17 protein-coding genes and 1 tRNA gene are annotated in these 20,728 nt (G+C 51.5%); 8 read left to right on the top strand and 10 right to left on the bottom strand.

The window, feature by feature from the left end; translation table 11 throughout:
* Positions 1 to 153 precede the first annotated feature (153 nt).
* The 7 genes from ACO5GU_RS04170 to ACO5GU_RS04140 form a co-directional block, all read right to left on the bottom strand.
* Positions 154 to 717, bottom strand: coding sequence for a cytidine deaminase (locus ACO5GU_RS04170; protein ID WP_313995035.1), 564 nt, complete (start codon positions 715 to 717; stop codon positions 154 to 156).
* Positions 717 to 1,640 carry an ABC transporter permease gene (locus tag ACO5GU_RS04165; protein WP_035428522.1) on the bottom strand — a complete coding sequence of 308 codons (924 nt, stop codon included), beginning with the start codon at positions 1,638 to 1,640 and terminating at the stop codon, positions 717 to 719. The genes ACO5GU_RS04170 and ACO5GU_RS04165 overlap by 1 nt, the downstream gene beginning before the upstream one ends.
* On the bottom strand, positions 1,630 to 2,832 hold the full coding sequence (locus ACO5GU_RS04160; protein WP_035435432.1) for an ABC transporter permease: 1,203 nt from the start codon (positions 2,830 to 2,832) through the stop codon (positions 1,630 to 1,632). Before ACO5GU_RS04160 ends, ACO5GU_RS04165 begins: the two co-directional genes overlap by 11 nt.
* Positions 2,829 to 4,358 carry an ABC transporter ATP-binding protein gene (locus ACO5GU_RS04155; protein WP_484930251.1) on the bottom strand — a complete coding sequence of 510 codons (1,530 nt, stop codon included), beginning with the start codon at positions 4,356 to 4,358 and terminating at the stop codon, positions 2,829 to 2,831. The genes ACO5GU_RS04160 and ACO5GU_RS04155 overlap by 4 nt, the downstream gene beginning before the upstream one ends.
* Before the next feature lie 147 nt (positions 4,359 to 4,505).
* Positions 4,506 to 5,582, bottom strand: coding sequence for a BMP family lipoprotein (locus ACO5GU_RS04150; protein WP_314007901.1), 1,077 nt, complete (start codon positions 5,580 to 5,582; stop codon positions 4,506 to 4,508).
* A gap of 163 nt (positions 5,583 to 5,745) precedes the next feature.
* Complete coding sequence (gene deoD, locus ACO5GU_RS04145) at positions 5,746 to 6,456, bottom strand: purine-nucleoside phosphorylase (RefSeq protein ID WP_484844629.1); 711 nt, start codon at positions 6,454 to 6,456, stop codon at positions 5,746 to 5,748.
* Positions 6,456 to 7,646, bottom strand: a complete 1,191-nt coding sequence (locus ACO5GU_RS04140; RefSeq protein WP_484930250.1) for a phosphopentomutase — start codon at positions 7,644 to 7,646, stop codon at positions 6,456 to 6,458. Before ACO5GU_RS04140 ends, deoD begins: the two co-directional genes overlap by 1 nt.
* 407 nt (positions 7,647 to 8,053) lie before the next feature.
* On the opposite strand from ACO5GU_RS04140, the gene ACO5GU_RS04135 reads away from it, so the two are divergent.
* From ACO5GU_RS04135 to ACO5GU_RS04115, 5 genes are all read left to right on the top strand, one after another.
* A complete protein-coding gene (locus ACO5GU_RS04135) occupies positions 8,054 to 9,136 on the top strand; it encodes a PfkB family carbohydrate kinase (protein ID WP_484805166.1) in 1,083 nt (360 codons plus the stop codon).
* Positions 9,137 to 9,262: 126 nt separating this feature from the next.
* A complete protein-coding gene (locus ACO5GU_RS04130) occupies positions 9,263 to 10,189 on the top strand; it encodes a pseudouridine-5'-phosphate glycosidase (RefSeq protein WP_484803345.1) in 927 nt (308 codons plus the stop codon).
* A gap of 754 nt (positions 10,190 to 10,943) precedes the next feature.
* On the top strand, positions 10,944 to 11,675 hold the full coding sequence (locus tag ACO5GU_RS04125; RefSeq protein WP_035427769.1) for a Crp/Fnr family transcriptional regulator: 732 nt from the start codon (positions 10,944 to 10,946) through the stop codon (positions 11,673 to 11,675).
* A gap of 147 nt (positions 11,676 to 11,822) precedes the next feature.
* A complete protein-coding gene (locus ACO5GU_RS04120) occupies positions 11,823 to 13,325 on the top strand; it encodes a YjjI family glycine radical enzyme (protein ID WP_484930249.1) in 1,503 nt (500 codons plus the stop codon).
* Between the two features lie 19 nt (positions 13,326 to 13,344).
* Positions 13,345 to 14,289: a YjjW family glycine radical enzyme activase gene (locus ACO5GU_RS04115; protein WP_484930248.1), complete on the top strand. Its 945-nt coding sequence runs from the start codon at positions 13,345 to 13,347 to the stop codon at positions 14,287 to 14,289.
* Between the two features lie 158 nt (positions 14,290 to 14,447).
* Here the strand turns inward: ACO5GU_RS04115 and deoC are convergent, their stop codons facing one another.
* The 3 genes from deoC to ACO5GU_RS04100 all read right to left on the bottom strand — a co-directional run bounded on the left by deoC (position 14,448) and on the right by ACO5GU_RS04100 (position 18,005).
* Positions 14,448 to 15,089: a deoxyribose-phosphate aldolase gene (deoC, locus tag ACO5GU_RS04110; RefSeq protein ID WP_484850297.1), complete on the bottom strand. Its 642-nt coding sequence runs from the start codon at positions 15,087 to 15,089 to the stop codon at positions 14,448 to 14,450.
* A gap of 91 nt (positions 15,090 to 15,180) precedes the next feature.
* Positions 15,181 to 16,209 (bottom strand): hypothetical protein, encoded by a 1,029-nt coding sequence (locus ACO5GU_RS04105; RefSeq protein WP_484824999.1) that lies wholly within the window; start codon positions 16,207 to 16,209, stop codon positions 15,181 to 15,183.
* Between the two features lie 581 nt (positions 16,210 to 16,790).
* Positions 16,791 to 18,005 carry an iron-containing alcohol dehydrogenase gene (locus ACO5GU_RS04100; RefSeq protein WP_484807851.1) on the bottom strand — a complete coding sequence of 405 codons (1,215 nt, stop codon included), beginning with the start codon at positions 18,003 to 18,005 and terminating at the stop codon, positions 16,791 to 16,793.
* Positions 18,006 to 18,313: 308 nt separating this feature from the next.
* Here ACO5GU_RS04100 and ACO5GU_RS04095 point away from each other — a divergent pair, with 308 nt between their 5' ends.
* The 3 genes from ACO5GU_RS04095 (at position 18,314) to ACO5GU_RS04085 (ending at position 20,702) form a co-directional block, all read left to right on the top strand.
* Positions 18,314 to 19,534, top strand: a complete 1,221-nt coding sequence (locus tag ACO5GU_RS04095) for a tetratricopeptide repeat protein (protein ID WP_484930247.1) — start codon at positions 18,314 to 18,316, stop codon at positions 19,532 to 19,534.
* Positions 19,531 to 20,559, top strand: coding sequence for a hypothetical protein (locus tag ACO5GU_RS04090; RefSeq protein WP_484930246.1), 1,029 nt, complete (start codon positions 19,531 to 19,533; stop codon positions 20,557 to 20,559). The genes ACO5GU_RS04095 and ACO5GU_RS04090 overlap by 4 nt, the downstream gene beginning before the upstream one ends.
* 68 nt (positions 20,560 to 20,627) lie before the next feature.
* Positions 20,628 to 20,702, top strand: a tRNA-Glu gene (locus tag ACO5GU_RS04085).
* Positions 20,703 to 20,728: the final 26 nt, after the last annotated feature.

Genomic DNA, 20,728 nt, shown 5'->3' with positions numbered 1-20,728 from the left:
CGTTGCTGTTCGCGGCGCCGTCAGGCGCGTCCGTTGCCGGCGCGCTAACTCTCTAGTAAAAGAGCCGGTAGCGAGAAACTCTACCGGCTCGCAATTTCATGCAACCTACCAGGTTTTCTGCACCCGAAAGCGCAGGATGCTTGATGCCGCTGCCTACTGGTTGCCTCCGCCGTGCTCGCCGCACCCGCAGCCACAGCTGTGCTCGTGGCCGCCCGCGCCGTGCTCGCCCGCGGCGCCCTTCACGGCGTCGTCACCCGATGCGCCAGCAGGACTGGACTCGCCCAGATCCTCGGGACCAAATCCCATAGGCAAGATGTCCTGGAGCAGATACTCGCGAGGAGCTGCATCTGCCTTGCCTAACACAATACGGAATGTAGCAGGATCGCACCACTCGCGAATAACCTGCCTGCATACACCACAAGGAGTGCACCAAGCTGTTGGAGCCTCTCCCTCAGGACCACCAACAACCGCAATGGCCACAAAATCCCTGCGACCCTCAAACACTGCGCGGAAAAACGCCGTACGCTCGGCGCAGTTAGAAGGCGTGTACGCAGCGTTTTCTAGGTTGGCACCTCCGTACACCGTGCCGTCAGAGCACAACAGTGCAGCTCCAACAGCATAGTGAGAGTATGGTACATAGGCATGGTTGCGCGCCTCAATAGCAAGCTGAACAAGAGCCTCGTTAGAAACGTGACAAGAACCCTCTACCCCGGCCATTATGCACGACTTCCCTTGATGTATGGCACACCGTCTGCCTTAGGCGCAACGGACTTACCAACAAAGAGGACCAGCGTAATGATGGTGATGAAGTAAGGAAGCATTGCAATGATCTGGCTTGGAATTGGAGTTGCGCCGCCACCAAGAAGAATTGCAAGTGCCTGAGTAAAGCCAAAGAGCAGGCAAGCTGCATAGGTGTTCAGAGGCTTCCACTTACCAAAGATAACCGCAGCCAGTGCAATAAAGCCCTGACCAGAAATAGCGGTCTGAGTGAACTGAGAAATAATTGCCAGCGTTACAGAAGCGCCACCAAATCCTGCAAGAACACCAGAAACAATAACGCAGAGGTAGCGAGTCTTACGAACGCTAATGCCCAGTGTCTCGGATGCGTGTGGATGCTCGCCAACGGAGCGAATACGCAGGCCCCACTTGGTACGGTAAAGCACAAACCAGACGAGAAGGGCGGTTAAAAGTGCAAGTACCACGGTAATGTCTACGTTCAAGCTGGAATAAGGTGTGTCGTTAAAGGCACCCTCGCCAAAGAGCTTTGGCAGCTTATTAACTGCTGGAGACATTGCAGCGCCATCAAACAAAAGACGGCAGGCAAACAGAGCAATGCCAGGTGCCAGCAGGTTAATTGCAACACCAGAAACTGTCTGGTCAGCGTTAAACGTAATAGATGCCATCGCGTGCAGAAGTGCAATAAGACCGCCTGCAATACCTGCACAAAGGAAGCCAATCCAAGGGTTTCCGGTGAGGTAGCTGCCCGCAACGCCTGCAAAGGCACCAACGCCCATCATGCCCTCAATACCAATGTTGACAACACCGGAGCGCTCGGAGACAACGCCGCCCAGAGCACCAAAAATAAGAGGTGTCGAATACATGAGGGTAACGGAAACAAGAAGAATCAGGTTAGTGAGCATTGTTTGCCTCCTCCTGAGAAGGGTCGGACGCATCACTCACTTGAGCAGCAAGCTTTGCCTCTTCTTCCTTAGCCTTCTGGGCACGCTTGTGATCAAGACGGTCGGCAAGCATTGGAATAACGCCACCCAGAGCCATAAAGAACACGATGGTACCAATAACAATGTTGATAATCTCGGAAGGTGCACCAACCGTCTGCTGAACAGTCTGGCCACCATAAAGAAGACCAGCAAACAGGAAGGATGCAGGAATACATGCCACAGGATTGCAGTTGGCGATAAACGCAACGGACAGACCGTTAAAGCCGTTGTTCTCAAATGCTGCCAGCGTTGCGATACTGTGAGGAGCAATACCGGTAATGGTCAGAGCACCTGCAAGTCCGCAGAGTGCACCAGAAATAGCCATGCAAAGTGTGAGGTTCTTCTTAACGTTGATGCCAGTAAACTGTGCAGCATCGCGGTTAAAACCAACAGCGCGCATCTCATAACCAACCTTGGTGCGCATAAGCAGCCAGCCAATAAAGATAGCTGCGATAATAGCAACAAAAATACCAATGTTTACATCGGTACGCATAATAGCGTCGCCAATAACAGGAATATTGCGAATTGCCTCAGCACCGTCCTCGGAATTCTTCATGCCATAGAACAGTGTGGTATAGCCAGACTCGTTAATGGAGTATGAAGAAGTTGAATTTGGCTGGTGGAACTGTGGAAGAGAAACCACAAAGTTGCAGAGGTAGAGGCTGATCCAGTTAAACATAATGCTGGTAATAACCTCGTTGATGCCAAACTGGGCTTTAAGCCATCCAATGATGGCGCCAATACCTGCTCCGCCTGCGGTGCCTACCAAAACAACTACAGGAATCTGCAGTACAGGAGGAAGGTCAAGGCTGTAGCCAACAATAACGGCCAGGATAGTACCTACAATGTACTGACCCTCAGCGCCAATGTTAAAGAGGCCAACGCGGAATGCAAAAGCAACAGCAATACCCGTAAAGAGCAAAGGTGTTGCCTTAATAATGACGTTAGAAATGTATTTTGGCTTACCTACCATGCCGCCAATAAGAGCCTCAAACGAGCTGATAGGGTCATATCCTGCAACAACCAAAATAATAGAAGCAACCAACAGGCCAACAAAAATAGCAACAATTGCTGACGTAATTGGTTTTCTCATTATCTTTGTAAGCGTACTCACTCGGCGTCACCTCCTGCCATCAGCAGGCCAGCCTGCTCTTCAGTGATAGTACCTTGGTCAAACTCGCCAACATTCTTGCCGGCGTAAATAATTGCCATCTTATCGGCAACGTCCATAATCTCGTCCAGCTCAAAGGAAATCAGCAAAATTGCTGCTCCACGGTCCCTCTCGCGAATAAGTGCCTTGTGAACAAACTCAATAGCACCAACGTCAAGGCCGCGGGTTGGCTGGATGGCAATGAGGACGTCTGGGTTGGAAGAAACCTCACGGGCGATAATAACTTTCTGCTGGTTACCGCCGGAAAGTCCCACTGCCTGATGCTCTGCGCACTCTGCCGGACGAATATCAAACTCGTCAATAAGCTTCTGAGAGAATTCTTTGATCTTTGCCAGGTCAAGCGCAATGCCCTTACCAAAGGTCTCCTCGTTGTGGCGCTCAAGCACCATGTTCTCGGCAACGGTAAAGGGCAGAACCAGACCCCAACGATGGCGGTCTGAAGGAATAGTTGCAACTGCATGGTCAATGACCGTTTTAGGGGTTGTGCCCTGAATCTCTTCACCTTTAACGGTAATGGTGCCCGACTCAGGTTTGACCAGTGCGTCTATGGCATCGGCAAGTTCTTTCTGGCCGTTGCCGTCAATACCTGCAAGACCAACAATCTCGCCGGCACGAATATCCAAATTAAAACCGTTTACCTGCTCAATGCCACGCTCGTCCTTGACGTGGAGGTCCTTAATAGAAAGAACAACCTCACCAGGAGTTGCTGGCTTCTTTTCTACATGCAGGTTAACGTTTCTACCTACCATAAGTGTTGCAAGCTCAGTCTCGGATGTCTTGGAGACATCAACGGTGCTCATGTACTTACCGCGACGAATAATAGTGCACTCGTCAGCAGAAGACATAATCTCTTTAAGCTTGTGAGTAATAACAATAATGGTTTTACCTTTGCTTACCAGGTCATGCATGATCTGAATAAGCTTCTCAATCTCCTGTGGCGTAAGTACTGCCGTAGGCTCATCAAGAATCAGCGTATCAGCACCGCGATACAGGGCCTTCAAAATCTCAACACGCTGCTGCATACCAACAGAAATGTCTTCAATCTTGGCGTCAGGGTCTACGTCAAAGCCGTATTCCTCAACAATCTCCAGGACCTTCTCGCGAGCTCGCTTTGGATCAAGGACGCCACCGGCCGTGGTGACCTCGTTGCCCAAAACAATATTTTCTGTAACAGTAAAGTTCTCGACCAACATAAAGTGCTGGTGAACCATACCAATACCGTGAGCGATAGCATCGGTTGGGCCAGATATGGATACACGCTCTCCGTTGAGGTAAACCTCGCCCTCATCAGCAGAATACAGGCCATACAGTACGTTCATGAGCGTACTTTTACCTGCGCCGTTCTCTCCTAAAATGGCGTGGACAGTTTGCTTGCGCACGTTAAGGTCTACGGCGTCAAGAGCTTTAAACGATCCAAAAACTTTGGTAATGCCATGCATCTGAACAGCGTAATCCGAACTGACTTCCACGAGCCACCTCCTTTACACACTTGCTAGAGGTGAGGAGTGCCAAAGAGCACCCCTCACCAGCAAATCCAAACTCATCAACCTTTTGGGCCTGTCAGACGGCAAAACCATCTGGCGAGAAACCCTAAGGCTTAGAAACTAAGTCAGAGCTTAGCTCAAAGACTTGACGTACTTGTCCAGGTCGTCCTTGCTTGCAGGAGGAACAACGGAGCCAGCCTTGATCTTGTCGAGAAGGTCAGTAGCTGCCTTGTAGGTGTCCTCACCCATGAGGTGGTGATCCTCAGCAATTCCGACAGCGTCCTCGGAAGCGCCCAGGGAAACAGTAGTGCCACCCTTCTGGCCGTCCTTCAGGATCTTCTCGGAAATCTCAACGATAGCAACGTTAACGCGCTTAAGAGCAGAGGTCAGGACGTTCTCTGGAGCAAGATATGCCTGGTCACGATCAACGCCGATAGCAAGCTTATTTGCGTCCTTAGCTGCCTCAATAACGCCGGTTCCTACGCCGCCTGCAGCGTGGAAGACAACGTCGCAACCATCGGAGTACATGGAGTTAGCAATAGCCTTACCCTTTGCAGCATCGGAGAAGGACTCTGCGTACTGTGCAGAAACCTCAACGTTGGTGCCCTTTTCCTTGTTTGCATAAGCAACGCCGCCGCGGTAACCATACTCAAACTGGTCGATAAGTGCGGAAGAAATGCCGCCAACAAAGCCAACCTTGCCAGTCTTTGTGGTGCGAGCAGCAATGTAGCCAACAACAAAGGAAGGCTCCTGAGCACGGAACATAACGCCGGTGAAGTTGGAAACCTGAGACTCGTTGCCGTTGTCAATGATGGCAAACTGGGTGTTTGGATTGTCCTTAGCAGCCTTAAGGGTTGCGTCTGCCATAGCAAAGCCAACGCCCCAAACAAGATCGGACTCTGCGTCAACAGCCTTATCAAGGTTGGTTGCGTAATCGGAATCCTGCTTGGACTCAAGGTAGCTGACATCCCAGCCGTTCTTGTCCTTAAGCTCGGTCATGCCCTCCCAAGCGGACTGGTTAAAGGACTGGTCGTTAACACCACCAGTGTCGGTAACCATGGTGAGCTTCTTTTTCTTCTCACCTGATGCCTTCTGGCCGCCGTCGTCCTTCTTGGGGTTGTTGCAGCCTGCAAGACCTGCGAGTGCTGCAAATGCGCCAGCGCCGGTTGCGCCGGTCACAAAACTACGACGAGAAACGTTCTTGTTCATTCCGTGCTCTCCTTACCTCATGTGGCGGGAACGTCCAGCTTTTATGCTGGATCTTTATGAGAAGTTGACCAAACTTCCCTAACTTAAGCGGAAAATCCGCATGGTTCCAAAACAAACAGTAATGACAAGCTGCTGACCTGTGATGCTTTGCGCAACAAACGCTTTAAGCAACAACAGAAAGAGCAACCTCCATCATCTGTGTGAAACTAGTCTGACGCTCTTCAGCAGTAAGTGCTTCTCCTGTAAGAGGCAGGTCAGAGATAGTTAGCAGCGTAAGCGCATGCTTATGAGCGTGCATGGCGTTGAGATACAGGGCTGCCGACTCCATCTCAACGGCAAGAACATCCATGCTTGCCCATTTTGGAAGCGAGTTGTCTACGGTATAGAACACATCGCTTGCCAGGATATTACCAACGCGAACGGGATAACCCAGTTTCTCTGCACCAGCAACAGCCTTGCTCAACAGGCCAAAGTCTGCGGTAGGTGCAATGGTTCCAGGCATTCCGTACTGTGATGGATAATTAGAATCAGTGCTGGAAGACATGCCAATAACAATGTCTCTAAGCTTTACCTCAGGAGCAAGGCCGCCAGCGCTACCAATGCGGAGAATGTTGTCAACTCCGTAGAAATTAAAGAGCTCGTAAGAATAAATACCAATGGAAGGCATACCCATACCAGAACCCATAACGGAGACTGGCTGTCCCTTGTAGGTGCCGGTATAACCAAACATGTTGCGAACGGTGTTGAACTGCTCAACGTTCTCCAGATACGTGTCTGCAAGAAGCTTAGCGCGCAGAGGATCGCCTGGCATGAGGACGGTCTTAGCAATCTGGCCCTCAACAGCAGCGTTATGGGGAGTTGGGGTAGTAGCCATTAGTTCTCCTTAAGAATCTCTGACAGGTGAGAAGTTCCAACACCAAGTTGCTCAACGCCAAAATAATCAAGGATTGTCTCGGCCATGTCGGAAAATGTGGTGGTTGTACCAAGGTTGGTGTTTGGCTTGACCTTTGGACCTGTGATAAGCAGTGGCACGTACTCACGAGAGTGATCAGTAGATGGTGTTACAGGATCGCAGCCATGATCTGCGGTAATAATGAACAGGTCATCCTCACGAAGACCCTCAATAATCTGAGGAATGCGCTCGTCAAAGTAAGAAAGAGCGTTGGAGTATCCCACAGGATCGTTGCGGTGACCGTAAATCATGTCTGTATCAACAAGGTTGGTGAAGCACAGACCGTTAAAGTCTTTGCTGGTAGCCTCAATAGTTTTCTGAATTCCGTCTGCGTTGCAGGTGGTGAACTCAAACTCAGTCATGCCGCGATGAGCAAAGATGTCATAAATCTTGCCAATAGAAAGAACATCAAAGCCGTTCTCTTTAAGGCGATCAAGCATGGTTGGACCCGTTGGCTCAAGCGAGAAGTCATGACGGCGAGAAGTACGCTGATATGGCCACTCTCCCTCAAAAGGACGAGCAATAACGCGAGCAACACCGTGCTCACCCTGCAGAATCTCGCGCGCAATGCGGCAATATTCATAGAGTTTCTCGGGACTTACCACGTCCTCATGTGCAGCAATCTGGAAAACAGAATCTGCCGAGGTGTAGACAATCAGAGCACCAGTCTCTACGTGCTCTTTACCAAAGTCTCTAATAACATCGGTTCCGGAGTAAGGCTTGTTGCAGAGAACCTTGCGACCCGTCTTCTGCTCAAACTCCTCAATGACCTCCTGTGGGAAACCATCAGGATAGGTTGGGAACTTCTTTGGAGAAATGACGCCTGCCATCTCCCAGTGACCAACCGTAGTGTCTTTACCAGCGGATTTCTCCTGCATACGAGCATATGCGCCCACAGGAGACTCAATTGGCTTCAGATCAACGTCGTACACAGTATCAAGCGCGCCATCAATATTAAGAAGGCCCAGCTTTGTCATATTTGGGATATTAAGAACGCCACTTGTTGCGCAGGCACAAAGGGTATTACTACCCTCGTCTCCGTATGCCGCTGCATCAGGCTCTTCGCCGATGCCAAAACTATCAAGAACAACTACAAAAACACGTTTAGGCATACTACCTCCTAAAACGCCCGAAACAAGCATCTGCGCACGATACGCACGCGAACTAACTTATGTGGACGAGTCATTACTATTCATTAAATATATTATTACAGTTGCATAACGCCGACGCCCAATTTAGAGAGATTTTCACGATACAACCGTTTGCAGATACTAAAATTCTGTAAACGGTACGCAGCAAATGCTTAGAAAAATCGGGCAGGTAAAACAAGCGTGGCGAGAAAATCTTTGAGCTCACCAGGGAAAAATTTAATGAATTCATTCTTTACAGACTCTAGCTGCTGTCTTATCGTTGTCCAAAGCAAGATTTAAGCACTAGCTTAAATAAGATAAGCACCTGTTTAGAAGTTTTATATAAGCACCTGTTTAGTCGGATTCTATTTTTGCTGCTAGGAGGACTGATGCTCACCAATCGAGAACAGATGATTTTCAACTGGATTAAAGAGCAGCCTTCCATTACTCAGAAGGAAATTGCAGAGCGTGCAGGTATCTCGCGTTCTTCTGTTTCGGTTCACATCTCCAACCTTACCGCAAAGGGCGCAATTTTGGGCCGCCGCTACATTTTGAGCGAGCGTCCCTACTTTATTGTGATTGGTGCTGCCAACATGGATATTGCTGGCCGTCCAGATACTTCCCTTGTGGCAGGAGATTCAAATCCCGGCAAGGTCACCATGTCCTTTGGTGGCGTTGGCAGAAATGTTGCACACAACCTAGCTCTTCTCGACAGTGACGTTCGTCTGCTCACCGCTTTTGGCGAGGACTATCGTGCGCGCGAGCTCAAAGAGGGCTGCCTGGACTGCGGTATTGACATCGATGCTTCCATTACCGTGCCGGGCGCTTCCACTTCTACCTACCTCTTTATCATGGACGAGCACGGTGAGATGCAGGAAGCCATCAATGACATGCAGATTTACGAGTATGTCACCCCCGAGCGCATCGAGGAGCGCCTGGATGTTATCCAGCACGCCGCAGCTTGCGTGATTGATACCAACCTGCCTCAGCAGACCATCGAGTTCATTGCCAAGAACGTGACCTGCCCCATCTTCTGCGATCCCGTTTCTTCCATCAAGGCACAGAAGCTCAAGAAGGTTCTGGGCAAGATTCACACGCTCAAGCCAAATCGCCTTGAAGCCGAGATGCTCTCGGGCATCAAGATCACTGACGATACCTCCCTTGAAGCCGCAGCTCACGAGCTGCTTGCAACAGGCCTCAAGCGCGTGTTTATCTCCCTTGGCGAGAAGGGCCTTCTTTGTGCTGATCACGAGAAGACCGTCCGCTTACCACTGCTTCCTGCAAAGCTAGTCAACATGACAGGCGCAGGAGATGCCATGATGGCGGGTATTACCTGGGCGTACACTCAGGGCATGACGCTTGAGCAGACTGGCCTGGTAGGCATGGCTGCTTCCAGCATGGCCATTGAGGGTGAGGACACCATCAACGGTGAGCTCAACGTTGAAGAGGTTATCAAGCGCGCAGGTATTTAGCGCGTCTTACGGCACAGCGCGTCTGCACGGCACAGCGCGTCTGCACGGCACAGCGCGTCTGCACGGCACAGCGCATCTGCACGGCACTACTTTCGGTTCCATTAGTCGTTTACGATTGGAGTATATATGTCTAACCTGAAGGATTTTCTCGTTGTATCTGACGAGGTCAAAGAGGCTCTTGAGCAGAACAAGCCTGTTGTAGCTCTGGAGTCCACCATCATTTCTCACGGTATGCCTTACCCACAGAACGTTGAGACCGCTCTGAAGGTTGAGCAGATTATCCGCGACAACGGTGCAATTCCTGCAACTATCGCAATTATTAACGGCCAGATGCGTGCTGGTCTTTCCGCTGACGAGATTGACTACCTGGGCAAAAAGGGCCGCGAGGTTGCTAAGGTAAGCCGCCGTGACCTCCCTGTTATCATCGCTGAGAAGAAGGACGGCGCAACTACCGTCACTACTACCATGATGATTGCTCACATGGCAGGCATCGACGTCTTTGCAACAGGCGGCATCGGCGGCGTTCACCGTGGCGCTGAGATCACCATGGACATCTCCGCTGACCTCGAGGAGCTTGCACAGACTCCTGTTATGGTCATTTGCGCTGGTGCAAAGTCCATTCTTGACCTTGGCCTTACCCTTGAGTACCTGGAGACCAAGGGCGTTCCAGTACTTGGTTACCAGACCGAGGAGCTTCCTGCGTTCTACACCCGCAAGAGCGGCTTTAGCGTTGACTACCGCGTTGACTCCCCTGCTGAGCTGGCAGAGATCTTTACTACCCAGCAGCAGATTGGCATGAACAGCGGCCTTCTGGTTACCAACCCAATTCCTGAGCAGTACGCAATGGATAAGGACACCATCGACGCAGCTATCGAGAAGGCCCTTGCAGAGGCAGAGGCAAACGGCATCCACGGCAAAGAGTCCACACCATTCCTGCTTGCAAAGGTTGCTGAGATCACTGGTAACAACTCCCTTGAGTCAAACATTCAGCTGGTCTTCAACAACGTTGCTCTTGGTGCAAAGGTTGCTGCAGAGGTTTGCAACCGCAAGTAAGTGCACGTTAGCGCTGCGTAAGCATCGCAGTTCCTTTGGCCTCCGCGTCGTTTTGAACTGCCTCCCATTTCTTGGACATAAGAAATGGGAGGCAGTTCATATGCGGGTGATTATGATTCTGCAGCGTGTTAGCGTCGGCTTTTAGGCCTGGCGCACAAAATAGCGCAGCTTTGGTAGGTTCTGCCGAAGAATCGACATGTTCTTAATCAAGATAGCCAGGCAGCTAGGTGGTCGCACTACCCGATATGCATCTCTATGCATAAACTTAACCTAATATGCTAGAAAATGAATAGCTTGATATAAAAGATTTAACTATAGGTAAATTCCGCACCTAAGGAACACACCTAAGTCGGATATTCTGCTCAATTGCGGGCATATTACACATCTAATGACGATAATCTGCATGATTAAGGTAATTTCTGCGTCATGTATACGTCTTTTTAACAGATTATCCGACTTAGGTGTGTTTTGAACTGACTCCTATTTCTGGTGTCCAAGAAATGGGAGGCAGTTCATTTGACGTGGGGGCTTTTCTGTCTTGCAGCAGCTTGACCGTGGGTTGACCCCAGGTTGACCGCTGGTTGACCGCAACCCAATCGCAGCCCAATCGCAGCCCGATACCGTTCAAGAAAATTGTCTCAAAAAGTGGACAAAAGTCCTTATTTTTATTTCAGGGAGCAGGTACAATTACTCAAACTTAAGCCAAAACTGTCCTGTAATGAGGACATACGAAGCAAGAACAGCGAGGTCTCGTGTGAACGTTCTAACCTACCTTGACAGTCTTGACTCCGACGTTCGCAAGAAGATCATCAAATGGGCTTCTCGCGTTCCCGCTAATCGTCTTTCTCATTGTAGGCAGATTCGTCTTAATTCCGGACAGACCCTTGTCCACATGCTGGACCGCGTTGATAACGTGTACATTCTGTGCCGCGGTACCGTGCGCACTACGTCGCATAATTCCGCAGGTAGCACGTATGTTATTGACGAGTATCGCGCCCCTGTTGCTTTTGGTGAGATGGAAGTTATCAGCGAGAGCCCGTTTTACCTGGGATCGCTCACCGCAACTTCCGGCTGCGAGTTTATTTCGGTTCCACGCGAGGACTACCTGCAGTGGATTCGTTCGGACCCTGAAGCACTTCTCACCCGCTCACGCTGGATTATCAAGAATCTGACACGTCAGTCCGGCTACGAGCGCAGCCTGCTGACCTGGAGCGGAACCAAGCGCCTGATGTACATGCTTAGCGAGCTGACGCGCGATCAGATTCACCGCGGCGTTGTTGAGTGGCCGTTTACGGTGCGTCTGACCAGGCAAGAGCTAGCAGACAAGATTGGTACCAGCACAAAAACTGTTGCCCGCGGCATCGACGAGCTTAAGGAAAGGGGCATGGTTTCTGTTCAGCACGGCAAGATTGTCATTACCGAGAGACAGTTCCAGCGCCTCGACGACGCAATGAAACACGAGGGAGAATCCCACCTTCTGGACTAACCTCTGTACCTGGCACAACGCTTGGGCAAGACCGTTCTTCTCGCCCCAGGCAGCGCGCCGCGCAACGCGGTGCACCATAACTTGGAACGACCGACGTAAACGTCGAAACACACAACCGTTACCGCACGACTAACGTAAGGAGCACTAATGAGCAAGTTCATGGACATCATCACTTCCGACAACCTCTCGTACAAGCAGAAGGTTCTGCACCTGGCTCAGGCTGCCGAGAACTCCGAGCACCCTATTAAGACAACTACTGAGTTTGATCGTCTTTTTGCAGCTCACGCGCTTGACGACATGTGTGAGGGCAACGCTCCTTACCGTCCTCGCTACATCTGCCCTGACTACCAGGTATTTGCTCAGAACGGTTCCGAGTTTTTGCGCTTTGACAAGCCAGAGACCCTTGATGACCTGCTCTGGGGCCTTGCCGCTCTCTACGACAACGTTCCTTCTGTCACCAGCCGCCCTGTCTACGTTGGTCAGCTGGACAAGATCATTGACCCATTCCTGGAGGGCATGACTGACGCAGAGATTAAGCCTCGTCTGCGCCGCTTCCTGAACCACATCGACCGCACCGTTGCAAGTGGTTACTGCCATGCAAACATTGGTCCAGAGGACACTCGCGCAGGTAGACTGCTGCTTGAGGTTGACCGCGAGCTCATGAACGCCGTTCCAAACTTCACTCTCAAGTACGATCCAGAGGTCACGTCCGACGAATTCATGCGCCTGGCAGTCAAGACCACCATGGTCTGCTCCAACCCTGCTTTTGCTAACCACCGCATCCACAAAGAGACCTACCCTGGCGAGTACACCGTTGTAAGCTGCTATAACGTCCTTCCTATGGGCGGCGGCGCTTACACTTTGAGCCGCGTACTTCTCCCTGGCCTTGCAAAACTTGCAACCAACGTTGACGACTTCATGAACAACCTGCTGCCAACCGCAACTGGCGAGGTCCTGAACTTCATGAACGAGCGCGTCCGCTTTATGGTTGAGGATTCCAACTTCTTTGAGACCAGCTTCCTGGCTCAGGAAGGTCTCATTTCTCGCGAGCGCTTCTGCGGCATGTTTGGCGTTGCCGGCATGAGCGAGTGCGTTGCTGAGCTGCTGCATCTTGATAGCAGCCGCACTTACGGCAAGGATGACGAGGCTAACGAGCTAGCCGACAAGATCATGGTCAAGATTGCCGACCAGGTCAACAGCTTTGACGCCGTCTACTCCGAGGTCTTTGGCGGCCGCTTCACCCTGCACGCACAGGCTGGCTTCTCTGACCAGCAGGGTGTTACCCCAGGTGTCCGCATCAAGGTTGGCGACGAGCCTGCAAATCTCTACGACCACATTCGCCACAGCGCTCGCATGCACCGCTTCTTCAACAGTGGTGTCTCCGACATTTTCCCAGCTGAGCCAACTGCTGAGCGCAATCCAGACGCTGTCGTTGACGTGGTCAAGGCCGCATTCTCCATCGACGACAAGTACCTCTCGTTCTACAGCTCCGAGGGTGACCTGGTCCGCATCACCGGCTTCCTGGCTAAGCGCTCTGAGATGAAGAAGTTCCAGTCCGGCGACGTTGTTCTTCAGGACACCGCTCACGACGGCCTGGGCAACTTCACCGCCAACCACCTTGGCGAGCGCAAGGTTCGCATGAGCGACTAGCGAGAAGAGCTGCGTAATCGTGACCTGTACTGCAACAGAAACAACTTTGGGAGTAACACGCGCCGAAGCATCGCGTCCCGCGACCGCAAGCGACGCGGCAACCAATTCAGGAGCAGCACATCCTACCGGGTGTGTTGCTCCTGTCAATAAGATCATTCCCTTCTCGCTGGTAGATGGCCCAGGAAGCCGAACCGCCGTCTTCCTCCAAGGCTGCAACATTCGCTGTGCCTACTGCCACAACCCCGAGACCCAGGTAGAGTGCATCTCCTGCCAGGCGTGCGTCAAACCATGCCCAGCTCACGCCCTATCCGTGGCTGACGGCAAGGTTGTGTGGGACAACTCCATTTGCATCAACTGCGACAACTGCATCAAGGTGTGTCAGCATAAATCCACACCAAAGATTGAGCTGCTCAGCGCACGCGAGGTGGCCGATCGCTGCATTTCTAACATGCCATTCATCCGCGGAATCACCACCTCAGGCGGCGAATGCATGCTCCGTCCCGACTTCCTCTTCGAACTCTTCACCTACTGCAACGCAGCTGGTCTGAGCTGCCTCATCGACTCAAACGGAACCATCGACTTCTCCGAGTACCGCGATCTGCTGGCCCTCTCAAGCGGCGTCATGCTTGACGTCAAGGCTTGGGATGATCAGTGGTTTGAGTACCTGACCGGCGAAAATGGCGTTACGGTCCGCAAAAACCTTGCGTTTTTGGCCGAGCAAAACAAGCTGGAAGAGGTTCGCGTCATCGTGACCGAAGGCTGGAACGACGCCGAAGCCGCAGTTGACGGCATTGCTTCAACACTTGGCGAGAAGGTCGGGCAGACGCGAATTCGCCTCATGAAGTTCAGGCGCTTTGGCGTCCGTGGTCCGATGGAGAACTCCCCTTCTCCAAGCGATGGGCGTATGCAGGCGATTGAGCTGCAAGCCCGCAACCTGGGCTTTGGCGAGGTTGTCGTCAGCTAGAGCTGCCACGGCGGGTGCGCGATGCGACTTGCCGCTCCGACGGGTTTCTCGCCACCCCACTATTCCACAACAAAGAACGACCCCGCAGCACATGCTACGAGGTCGTTTTCATTTACTTATCAGTGAAGTGTCGGTCCGTTAAACTCCAGCTCAGCGAGCTACTCGGTGACGATAGCGATTCCGCTGGAGCAGCCCAAGCGATCTGCGCCAGCCGCAACCATTGCCTCAGCGTCAGCCTTATTGTGGATACCGCCAGCAGCCTTAACCTTGCAAGTGTCACCGACAGTCTGCTTCATCAGGGCAACGTCGTGAACAGTTGCGCCACCGGTGCTGAAGCCAGTGCTTGTCTTGACGAACGCAGCCCCAGCAGCCATGCAATCCTTGCAAGCACGAACGATCTGCTCGTCATCAAGCAGGCAACACTCCAGGATTACCTTAACGGGCACGGTGCCAGCGGCCTCAACGACAGCCTTGATATCAGCGATAACGTAGTCGTCGTCACCCGCGACCAGGTGGCCACCGTTGATGACCATATCAATCTCGGTTGTGCCGTCGGCGACGCTCTGCTTGGCCTCGGCGACCTTAGCTGCAGTTGAAGCGGCGCCCAGAGGGAAACCGATGCAGGAAGTGATACCAACTCCTGAGTCCTCGAGCTCGGCATGAGCCAGAGAAACCCAGCAAGAATTGATGGCGACAGTTGCAAACTTGTACTGCTTTGCCTCGGCGCAAAGTTTCTTGATGTCTTCAGCGGTTGCGTTCTGCTTCAAATTTGTATGGTCGATAAGGCCGTTAACTTCCACGATTTTCTCCTTCTGGCTGTGCGATTATGAGCGGTTTATGCTTCTCTATTGTACGGCAAGCTGCGCAGAAAAGACGTGGCAGCTGGTTTTGCTACCTGGATTTGAATACCCGTGCCCAGAGCTCCCGCTGTCGTTCTTCGAGATCTGACATAGTCGTGTCACGTGCTGTTATTCCGGTAGACTCGCGAATCTGGCGGACCAAGCCCTGAACGCTTTCAAAGCTTTTAAGCATCTCGCCAGATACCGAAAAATGCGGACACTGAACGCCTGTTACCAGCTCGTTTTCCCTATCCAGGTCTCGCGTGATTTTTTGATTGCCAGAATGCGTTACCGCAGGATCATAATCTAGCAGCACCGTCGCCTGCTTCCGTCTTTTATCCTTGAGCTGAATGGTTAAGTCAGGAATTCGAGTGATTTTCTCGCCATATCGGTTTTCCAGCTCAATAGGCTTGTTGAGCTCAACGGTTCCTAGATTAAAGCCACCGAGGTTATACGGGAGGCACATTAGCAACGCAAGCGAAGCTTCTCGGGGCGACCGGGCTTTCTCTACGATGTGTTGAAGCGCTCGTTTAGCTGGAATGATGCCACGCTTTCTTCCTTGTGTGGCAAGAAACTTTGCAATTGCAGCCCGATTTGTCAGAGGGCCATTTTGGCGTTGCGAAACTCCACCGTGACCATTTTGGTTCAAAAAATAATCAGAGCATAGCGCGCTACCTGCAAGAATTGTTCCGATGAAATCGAGTTTTGACGCAATCTGCAAATAAGTGAATTCTGGAGATGTAATAAATCCTTTTTGCCCAGCGTCTATGGGCAGAAGCATTGATGGCAAAACTTTTGAATTACAGATGTGAAGTGCAACATTTGCTCTTGTAGACGCAGAATTCACATCACGAATTAGCAGGTCAACCTTACCATTAGACTCCTGGTGAATGCGTACACCTTGTATTTCCGGCAGGTGTCCATAGTAGACGGCAAGCTCTCGTTCCATGGCCGCTCCAGGTGTAGACTCGGGAACAAGTGGCGCTCTGACCATAGCATTTGCTGCCGACGACGAATCAAATGGCCTAGAGGAACTCATTAATAAATTAAACGCTGAAAAGTACGAAAGACAGTAATCCATAGCACTCCTTCGCGAAAAAGTATGAATTCCATACCCGGAAATGGCGCAAGTAATCTGACCGATTTGAAATCACACAGGAAATCTGTGCAAGATTTGTCGTTTGGCACCCTGCGGGAGTTCATCATGTAACTTCTCTGGCTTGGTTTCAAAATTCTGAATAATTCTGCAATTAAATTCATTTCCATGAATACGTAATTTTTGAGCTCAAAATTATGTGCCGAAAAAGGTAAAAAACCCGTTTAGTTGGAAATGAAAATTGAAAATTAGCTGTTTTATCTCCAACTAAGACGATTTTTTACCGCGTCAAAAACTTTTATCTGGGCAAACGTTGTATGCAGAAAAATGAAATCTCCAACTAAACGGATTTTTTACCACTTGGAGGTGACTCGAGGAACTTTTGACACCGAAATGTCCATCCGCGCACGCCTGCACACGTTAACAGCACGTCGCCGTGACTGCCCGCGCACGTCTGCACATGTTACCAGCACGTTGCAGCGCCTACGCTCGCGCCGGGCGCACAAAAAAGCCTGGTAGCGGAACGCTACCAGGCTTTTAGCGAAGCTAAGTGTCTAAGCTAGATCTTAGAACTCGACAGGAAGGTCGAAGTAGACGCACTTAAGCAGCTGCTCCATCTCCTCCTGGGTAGGCTTGCGTGGGTTGGAAAGGGTGCAAGCGTCCTCGATAGCAAGGCGAGCAACCTCTGGAGCCTTCTCGAAGAACTCCTTCTCGTCGATGATGGAGGTCTCGGACTTGGTTCCACCCTCGCCGTAGTTCTTGATGCCCTGTGGGATGTTAAGAGCGTCGTTGATGTCGCGAATCTTCTGAACAAGTGCCTCTACCAGCTCGTCCTCAGTGTTGCCCTCGAGGTGCAGGATCTCCTTAGCAATGAATGCATAGCGAGTCTTTGCGCGCTCGTCGCGAGCGTTGAACTGGATGACTTTGCCCAGGTACATAGCATTTGCGCAACCGTGGATGATGTGTCCGCCGGAGAATGCAGCGCCGGTCTTGTGAGCCATGGAGTGAACGATGCCCAGAAGGCCAGAGGAGAATGCGATACCAGCAAGGCACTGTGCGTCATGCATGTGCTGACGTCCCTCTTTGTCGCCTGCGTAGGACTTTGGCAGCCACTCGACAATCTCGCGGATTGCGTGGAGAGCGTCGCCGTCGGTGTACATAGAAGCAACGGTAGAAACGTATGCCTCGATAGCGTGGGTCAGTGCGTCCATACCAGTGTGAGCAACAAGCTTAACAGGCATGCCGTAAGTGAGCTCAGGGTCAACAATTGCGACGTCAGGAGTGATCTGGAAGTCAGCGATTGGGTACTTAACGCCCTTCTGGTAATCGGTAATGATGGAGAATGCGGTTACCTCAGTTGCGGTACCGGAAGTAGAAGAAATTGCGCAGAAGTGAGCCTTGGTGCGGAGCTCAGGAAGACCAAAGACCTTGCACATGTCCTCAAACGTGGTCTCAGGATACTCATACTTGATCCACATAGCCTTAGCTGCGTCGATTGGGGAGCCGCCGCCGATAGCAATGATCCAGTCTGGCTGGAACTCGCTCATCTTAGCAGCGCCGCTCATAACGGTCTCGACGGAAGGATCGGACTCGACGCCCTCAATGTGAGCAACCTCAAAACCTGCGGACTTGAGGTCATTCTCGATGTCATCAAGGAAGCCGCCGCGGCGCATAGAGCTACCGCCGGAAACGATGACTGCCCTCTTACCCTTGAGGTTCTTAACCTCGTGACGAGCACCCTCGCCAAAATACAGATCGCGTGGATTAGTAAAACGTCCCATAAAACCTCTCCTTAACTATGTGCCGCTTCCCTTAGCGGCTAGCGAAGCCATTCTTCGCAATTACTTCTTCTCAACATTTCTATATTAGCTCATTTTGGACAGCTGTACCAAAATGAATGTGCCATTTTATGCAATATCGTTCAAAATTTATGCACGTATCTGACAAGAATTTGACGCCCTTCTAGCGAGAAACCCGTCCACTCCAAACGTTTCCGTCTGCCGTTCGCAATCTTCTTACGACGCTCGCGGAGTTGCGCCGCACACCTCAATAACCTGCGATATCATTACCTAAGAGAGAAAGGAATCCTGTGGCGTTTGACCCGGTAAAAGAAGACTACCAGCGGCTTATCCTCCGCTTTGCTCGCACACAAGTCGGCGACGAGGACAGCATTGCTACGCTGATGAAGGACTTCAACTGGCGATTCTCCAACGACCGCAATTCCCTCCCTCAAACCGACGAAGACCGCGCGTTCAATTTGGTTGCACAAGCGGCCGAGATTGTTGATTATCGCCTGCCGTTTGTCGAGGAATCTCAGGCGCAGGCCCTTATCGACCAGGGAAAGCGTCTCCTCAACAAAGCAATTCAGCTGAACCCCAACTGTTTTGATGCCCAGCGAATGCTCCACGCCTCAAATAGCAGGCTTTTTGACTCCTACTACCAATTCCTTGTGGAGAAGCTCCCCCAGGTTGAGGCCGCGTGCTACCAGAAGGCGCAAGAGTCCTCGCAGGGACTCCCCGCTGAGCAGGCAGAACTTGCCCAGAGGCTGGCAATCAACCCCTATAAGCGCTGGTTGGCAACGCTTTCTTCTCGCGCGCTAATCTGCGGCCGAAACAAAGATGCCATCGCATATGGCGAGAAACTCCTGGAGCTTGACGCTGCAGATGCGGCCGATGCTCGTTTTACGCTTGCACTCGCATACGCAAAACTCGAGGACGAGGACGCCCTCGACAACCTCATGGACAAGTACCGCAAGTTGGATCCGCCTCGTGGGGCAGATGACCCGTGGATTTTGCTGGCTCGCCTGGCTATTCACTTCAAAAAGCGTGAGCTGGTTGAGGCAGAACACTACCTTGACCTGCTGATTGACCGCTATCCCGAGGCAACGCTTTGCTGTTTTGTGCAGAAGGATTTGCCCGAGGGAGAGTTCTCGCGCCTCAACGTGCTCCCCTATTCTGAGGACGAACTCATCATTGCCATTGCAGAGGCAACGGTGCTGCTGCAAGAAGGAAATGACCTAATAGGACGCGGTGTTCTTGGTCGTTGGCTTGCAGATCAAATTAGGGCGAGAGACCCAAAGACCGTTGAACTTGCAGAAAAAGAGCTGCAGATGCAGGCAAATGCCCTGTTTGCTTCTGCTGATTCGTTCCCTGGTGGATCCGACTTCCCCGACGGCCCGATCGGTTCTGGCCCCGCTAGCCCCGACGGCCCGGTCGGCCCCGGCTTCCCTGGAGGTCCCGCTGGCCCGCGACCAAGCGGACCGCATATCGACGGGCCAAATAATCCATACTCGGGTGGTGATGCAGAGTGATTAAGCATTCCGCTAACGATATGGTCAGTGAGCAGGTAGACCGCCTGGTAACCAAGCATGCGCAAGAAAAGAACATCGTATCTGAGGCTGCTCTCTATGAGTTGAAGCTTGCGGTAGAAGCTTCGCCTGAAGACTTTATTTCTGACGAAGAAGAAAAGGCTTTTGCTCAATACGTCAATGCCATTTGCAAGTATCAGGCTGGAATTACTAAAGAAATTGATTCCGATGCTGACTTCTTCGCAAGTCGGATGGATCTGCTTAACTTCTTGCATAATCAAATGACAAATATTATTGAAAACCCAGCTCTTGCTAACACAAGCATTAACCTTGAAGCTCAGCGAATTCTTGCGCAGATCTCCAACAATCATCCTGCAGCAATCCTCAACGACCTGCTAGACCTGCAAAAAGAATTTGACCCTATCTTTAGGCCAAAACTAGAGCAAGCAAAGCAAAATCAAGGCGACGCTTGGACCTGCGCTGAAGCTCGACCACTTTTGCGCCTCTACGCACAGGTTGCCCAGGTTGCAACCGATTGCGCTTGCTTCAAGCTCTCCAAAAAAGCCTGTGAAGATCTCTTGTTCTTCTCGCCAACAGATTTGCTGGGTGCACGTTTTACCTTGGCATATGTTCTTGCTCGCATGGAAGATGAGGAAGGGCTCCACAAGCTTGACGAGAGTTGCGGGTATCAGTCAAATGCCTGGATGCGTCTGGCGTTTACGCTGCTGTTCTTCAAGTTGAATCGCATGCCCGCGGCAAAGCGCGCGCTCAAAGGCTTTTTCAACCTAGGCGAGGGAGCGGCATATGCGCTGCTCAGACCATCTTTTGTTGATCTCTACATTCCGTGCAGAATCAACTTTACGCCTGACACGTTTGCCGAAAATGTTATCGCAGTTCACGAGGCTGAGGCGATTATCGCCGACGTGCCGGAATTTATTTCGTGGGCTGAGTCGGTGCCCGGCGTAACTCAGAGCGCTCGCGACTACGCGTTTAAGGCCGGACTAGACTGGTGGGAAAACGAAGAATAGATGAAAGCCCAAAATCGTACCGTTTAGCCCTAGAAATCGGCAGCATCTTTGCTATACTTTTTCTTCGCGTCCCCATCGTCTAACGGTTAGGACATCGCCCTTTCAAGGCGGCAATACGGGTTCGATTCCCGTTGGGGGCACCATAGAACGCAAATCCCAAGGCAGCACA

This window comes from Lancefieldella sp., from assembly GCF_057237245.1.
The sequence above is the reverse complement of the archived record's forward strand: the minus strand, read 5'-3'. Positions and strand labels throughout refer to the sequence as shown.

Coding starts and splice junctions, on each gene's coding strand:
- deoD (WP_484844629.1), bottom strand. CDS start 6,456: ATGGCTACTACCCCAACTCCCCATAACGCTGCTGTTGAGGGCCAGATT.
- ACO5GU_RS04150 (WP_314007901.1), bottom strand. CDS start 5,582: ATGAACAAGAACGTTTCTCGTCGTAGTTTTGTGACCGGCGCAACCGGC.
- ACO5GU_RS04105 (WP_484824999.1), bottom strand. CDS start 16,209: ATGGATTACTGTCTTTCGTACTTTTCAGCGTTTAATTTATTAATGAGT.
- ACO5GU_RS04140 (WP_484930250.1), bottom strand. CDS start 7,646: ATGCCTAAACGTGTTTTTGTAGTTGTTCTTGATAGTTTTGGCATCGGC.
- ACO5GU_RS04165 (WP_035428522.1), bottom strand. CDS start 1,640: ATGCTCACTAACCTGATTCTTCTTGTTTCCGTTACCCTCATGTATTCG.
- ACO5GU_RS04135 (WP_484805166.1), top strand. CDS start 8,054: ATGCTCACCAATCGAGAACAGATGATTTTCAACTGGATTAAAGAGCAG.
- ACO5GU_RS04170 (WP_313995035.1), bottom strand. CDS start 717: ATGGCCGGGGTAGAGGGTTCTTGTCACGTTTCTAACGAGGCTCTTGTT.
- ACO5GU_RS04130 (WP_484803345.1), top strand. CDS start 9,263: ATGTCTAACCTGAAGGATTTTCTCGTTGTATCTGACGAGGTCAAAGAG.
- ACO5GU_RS04100 (WP_484807851.1), bottom strand. CDS start 18,005: ATGGGACGTTTTACTAATCCACGCGATCTGTATTTTGGCGAGGGTGCT.
- ACO5GU_RS04120 (WP_484930249.1), top strand. CDS start 11,823: ATGAGCAAGTTCATGGACATCATCACTTCCGACAACCTCTCGTACAAG.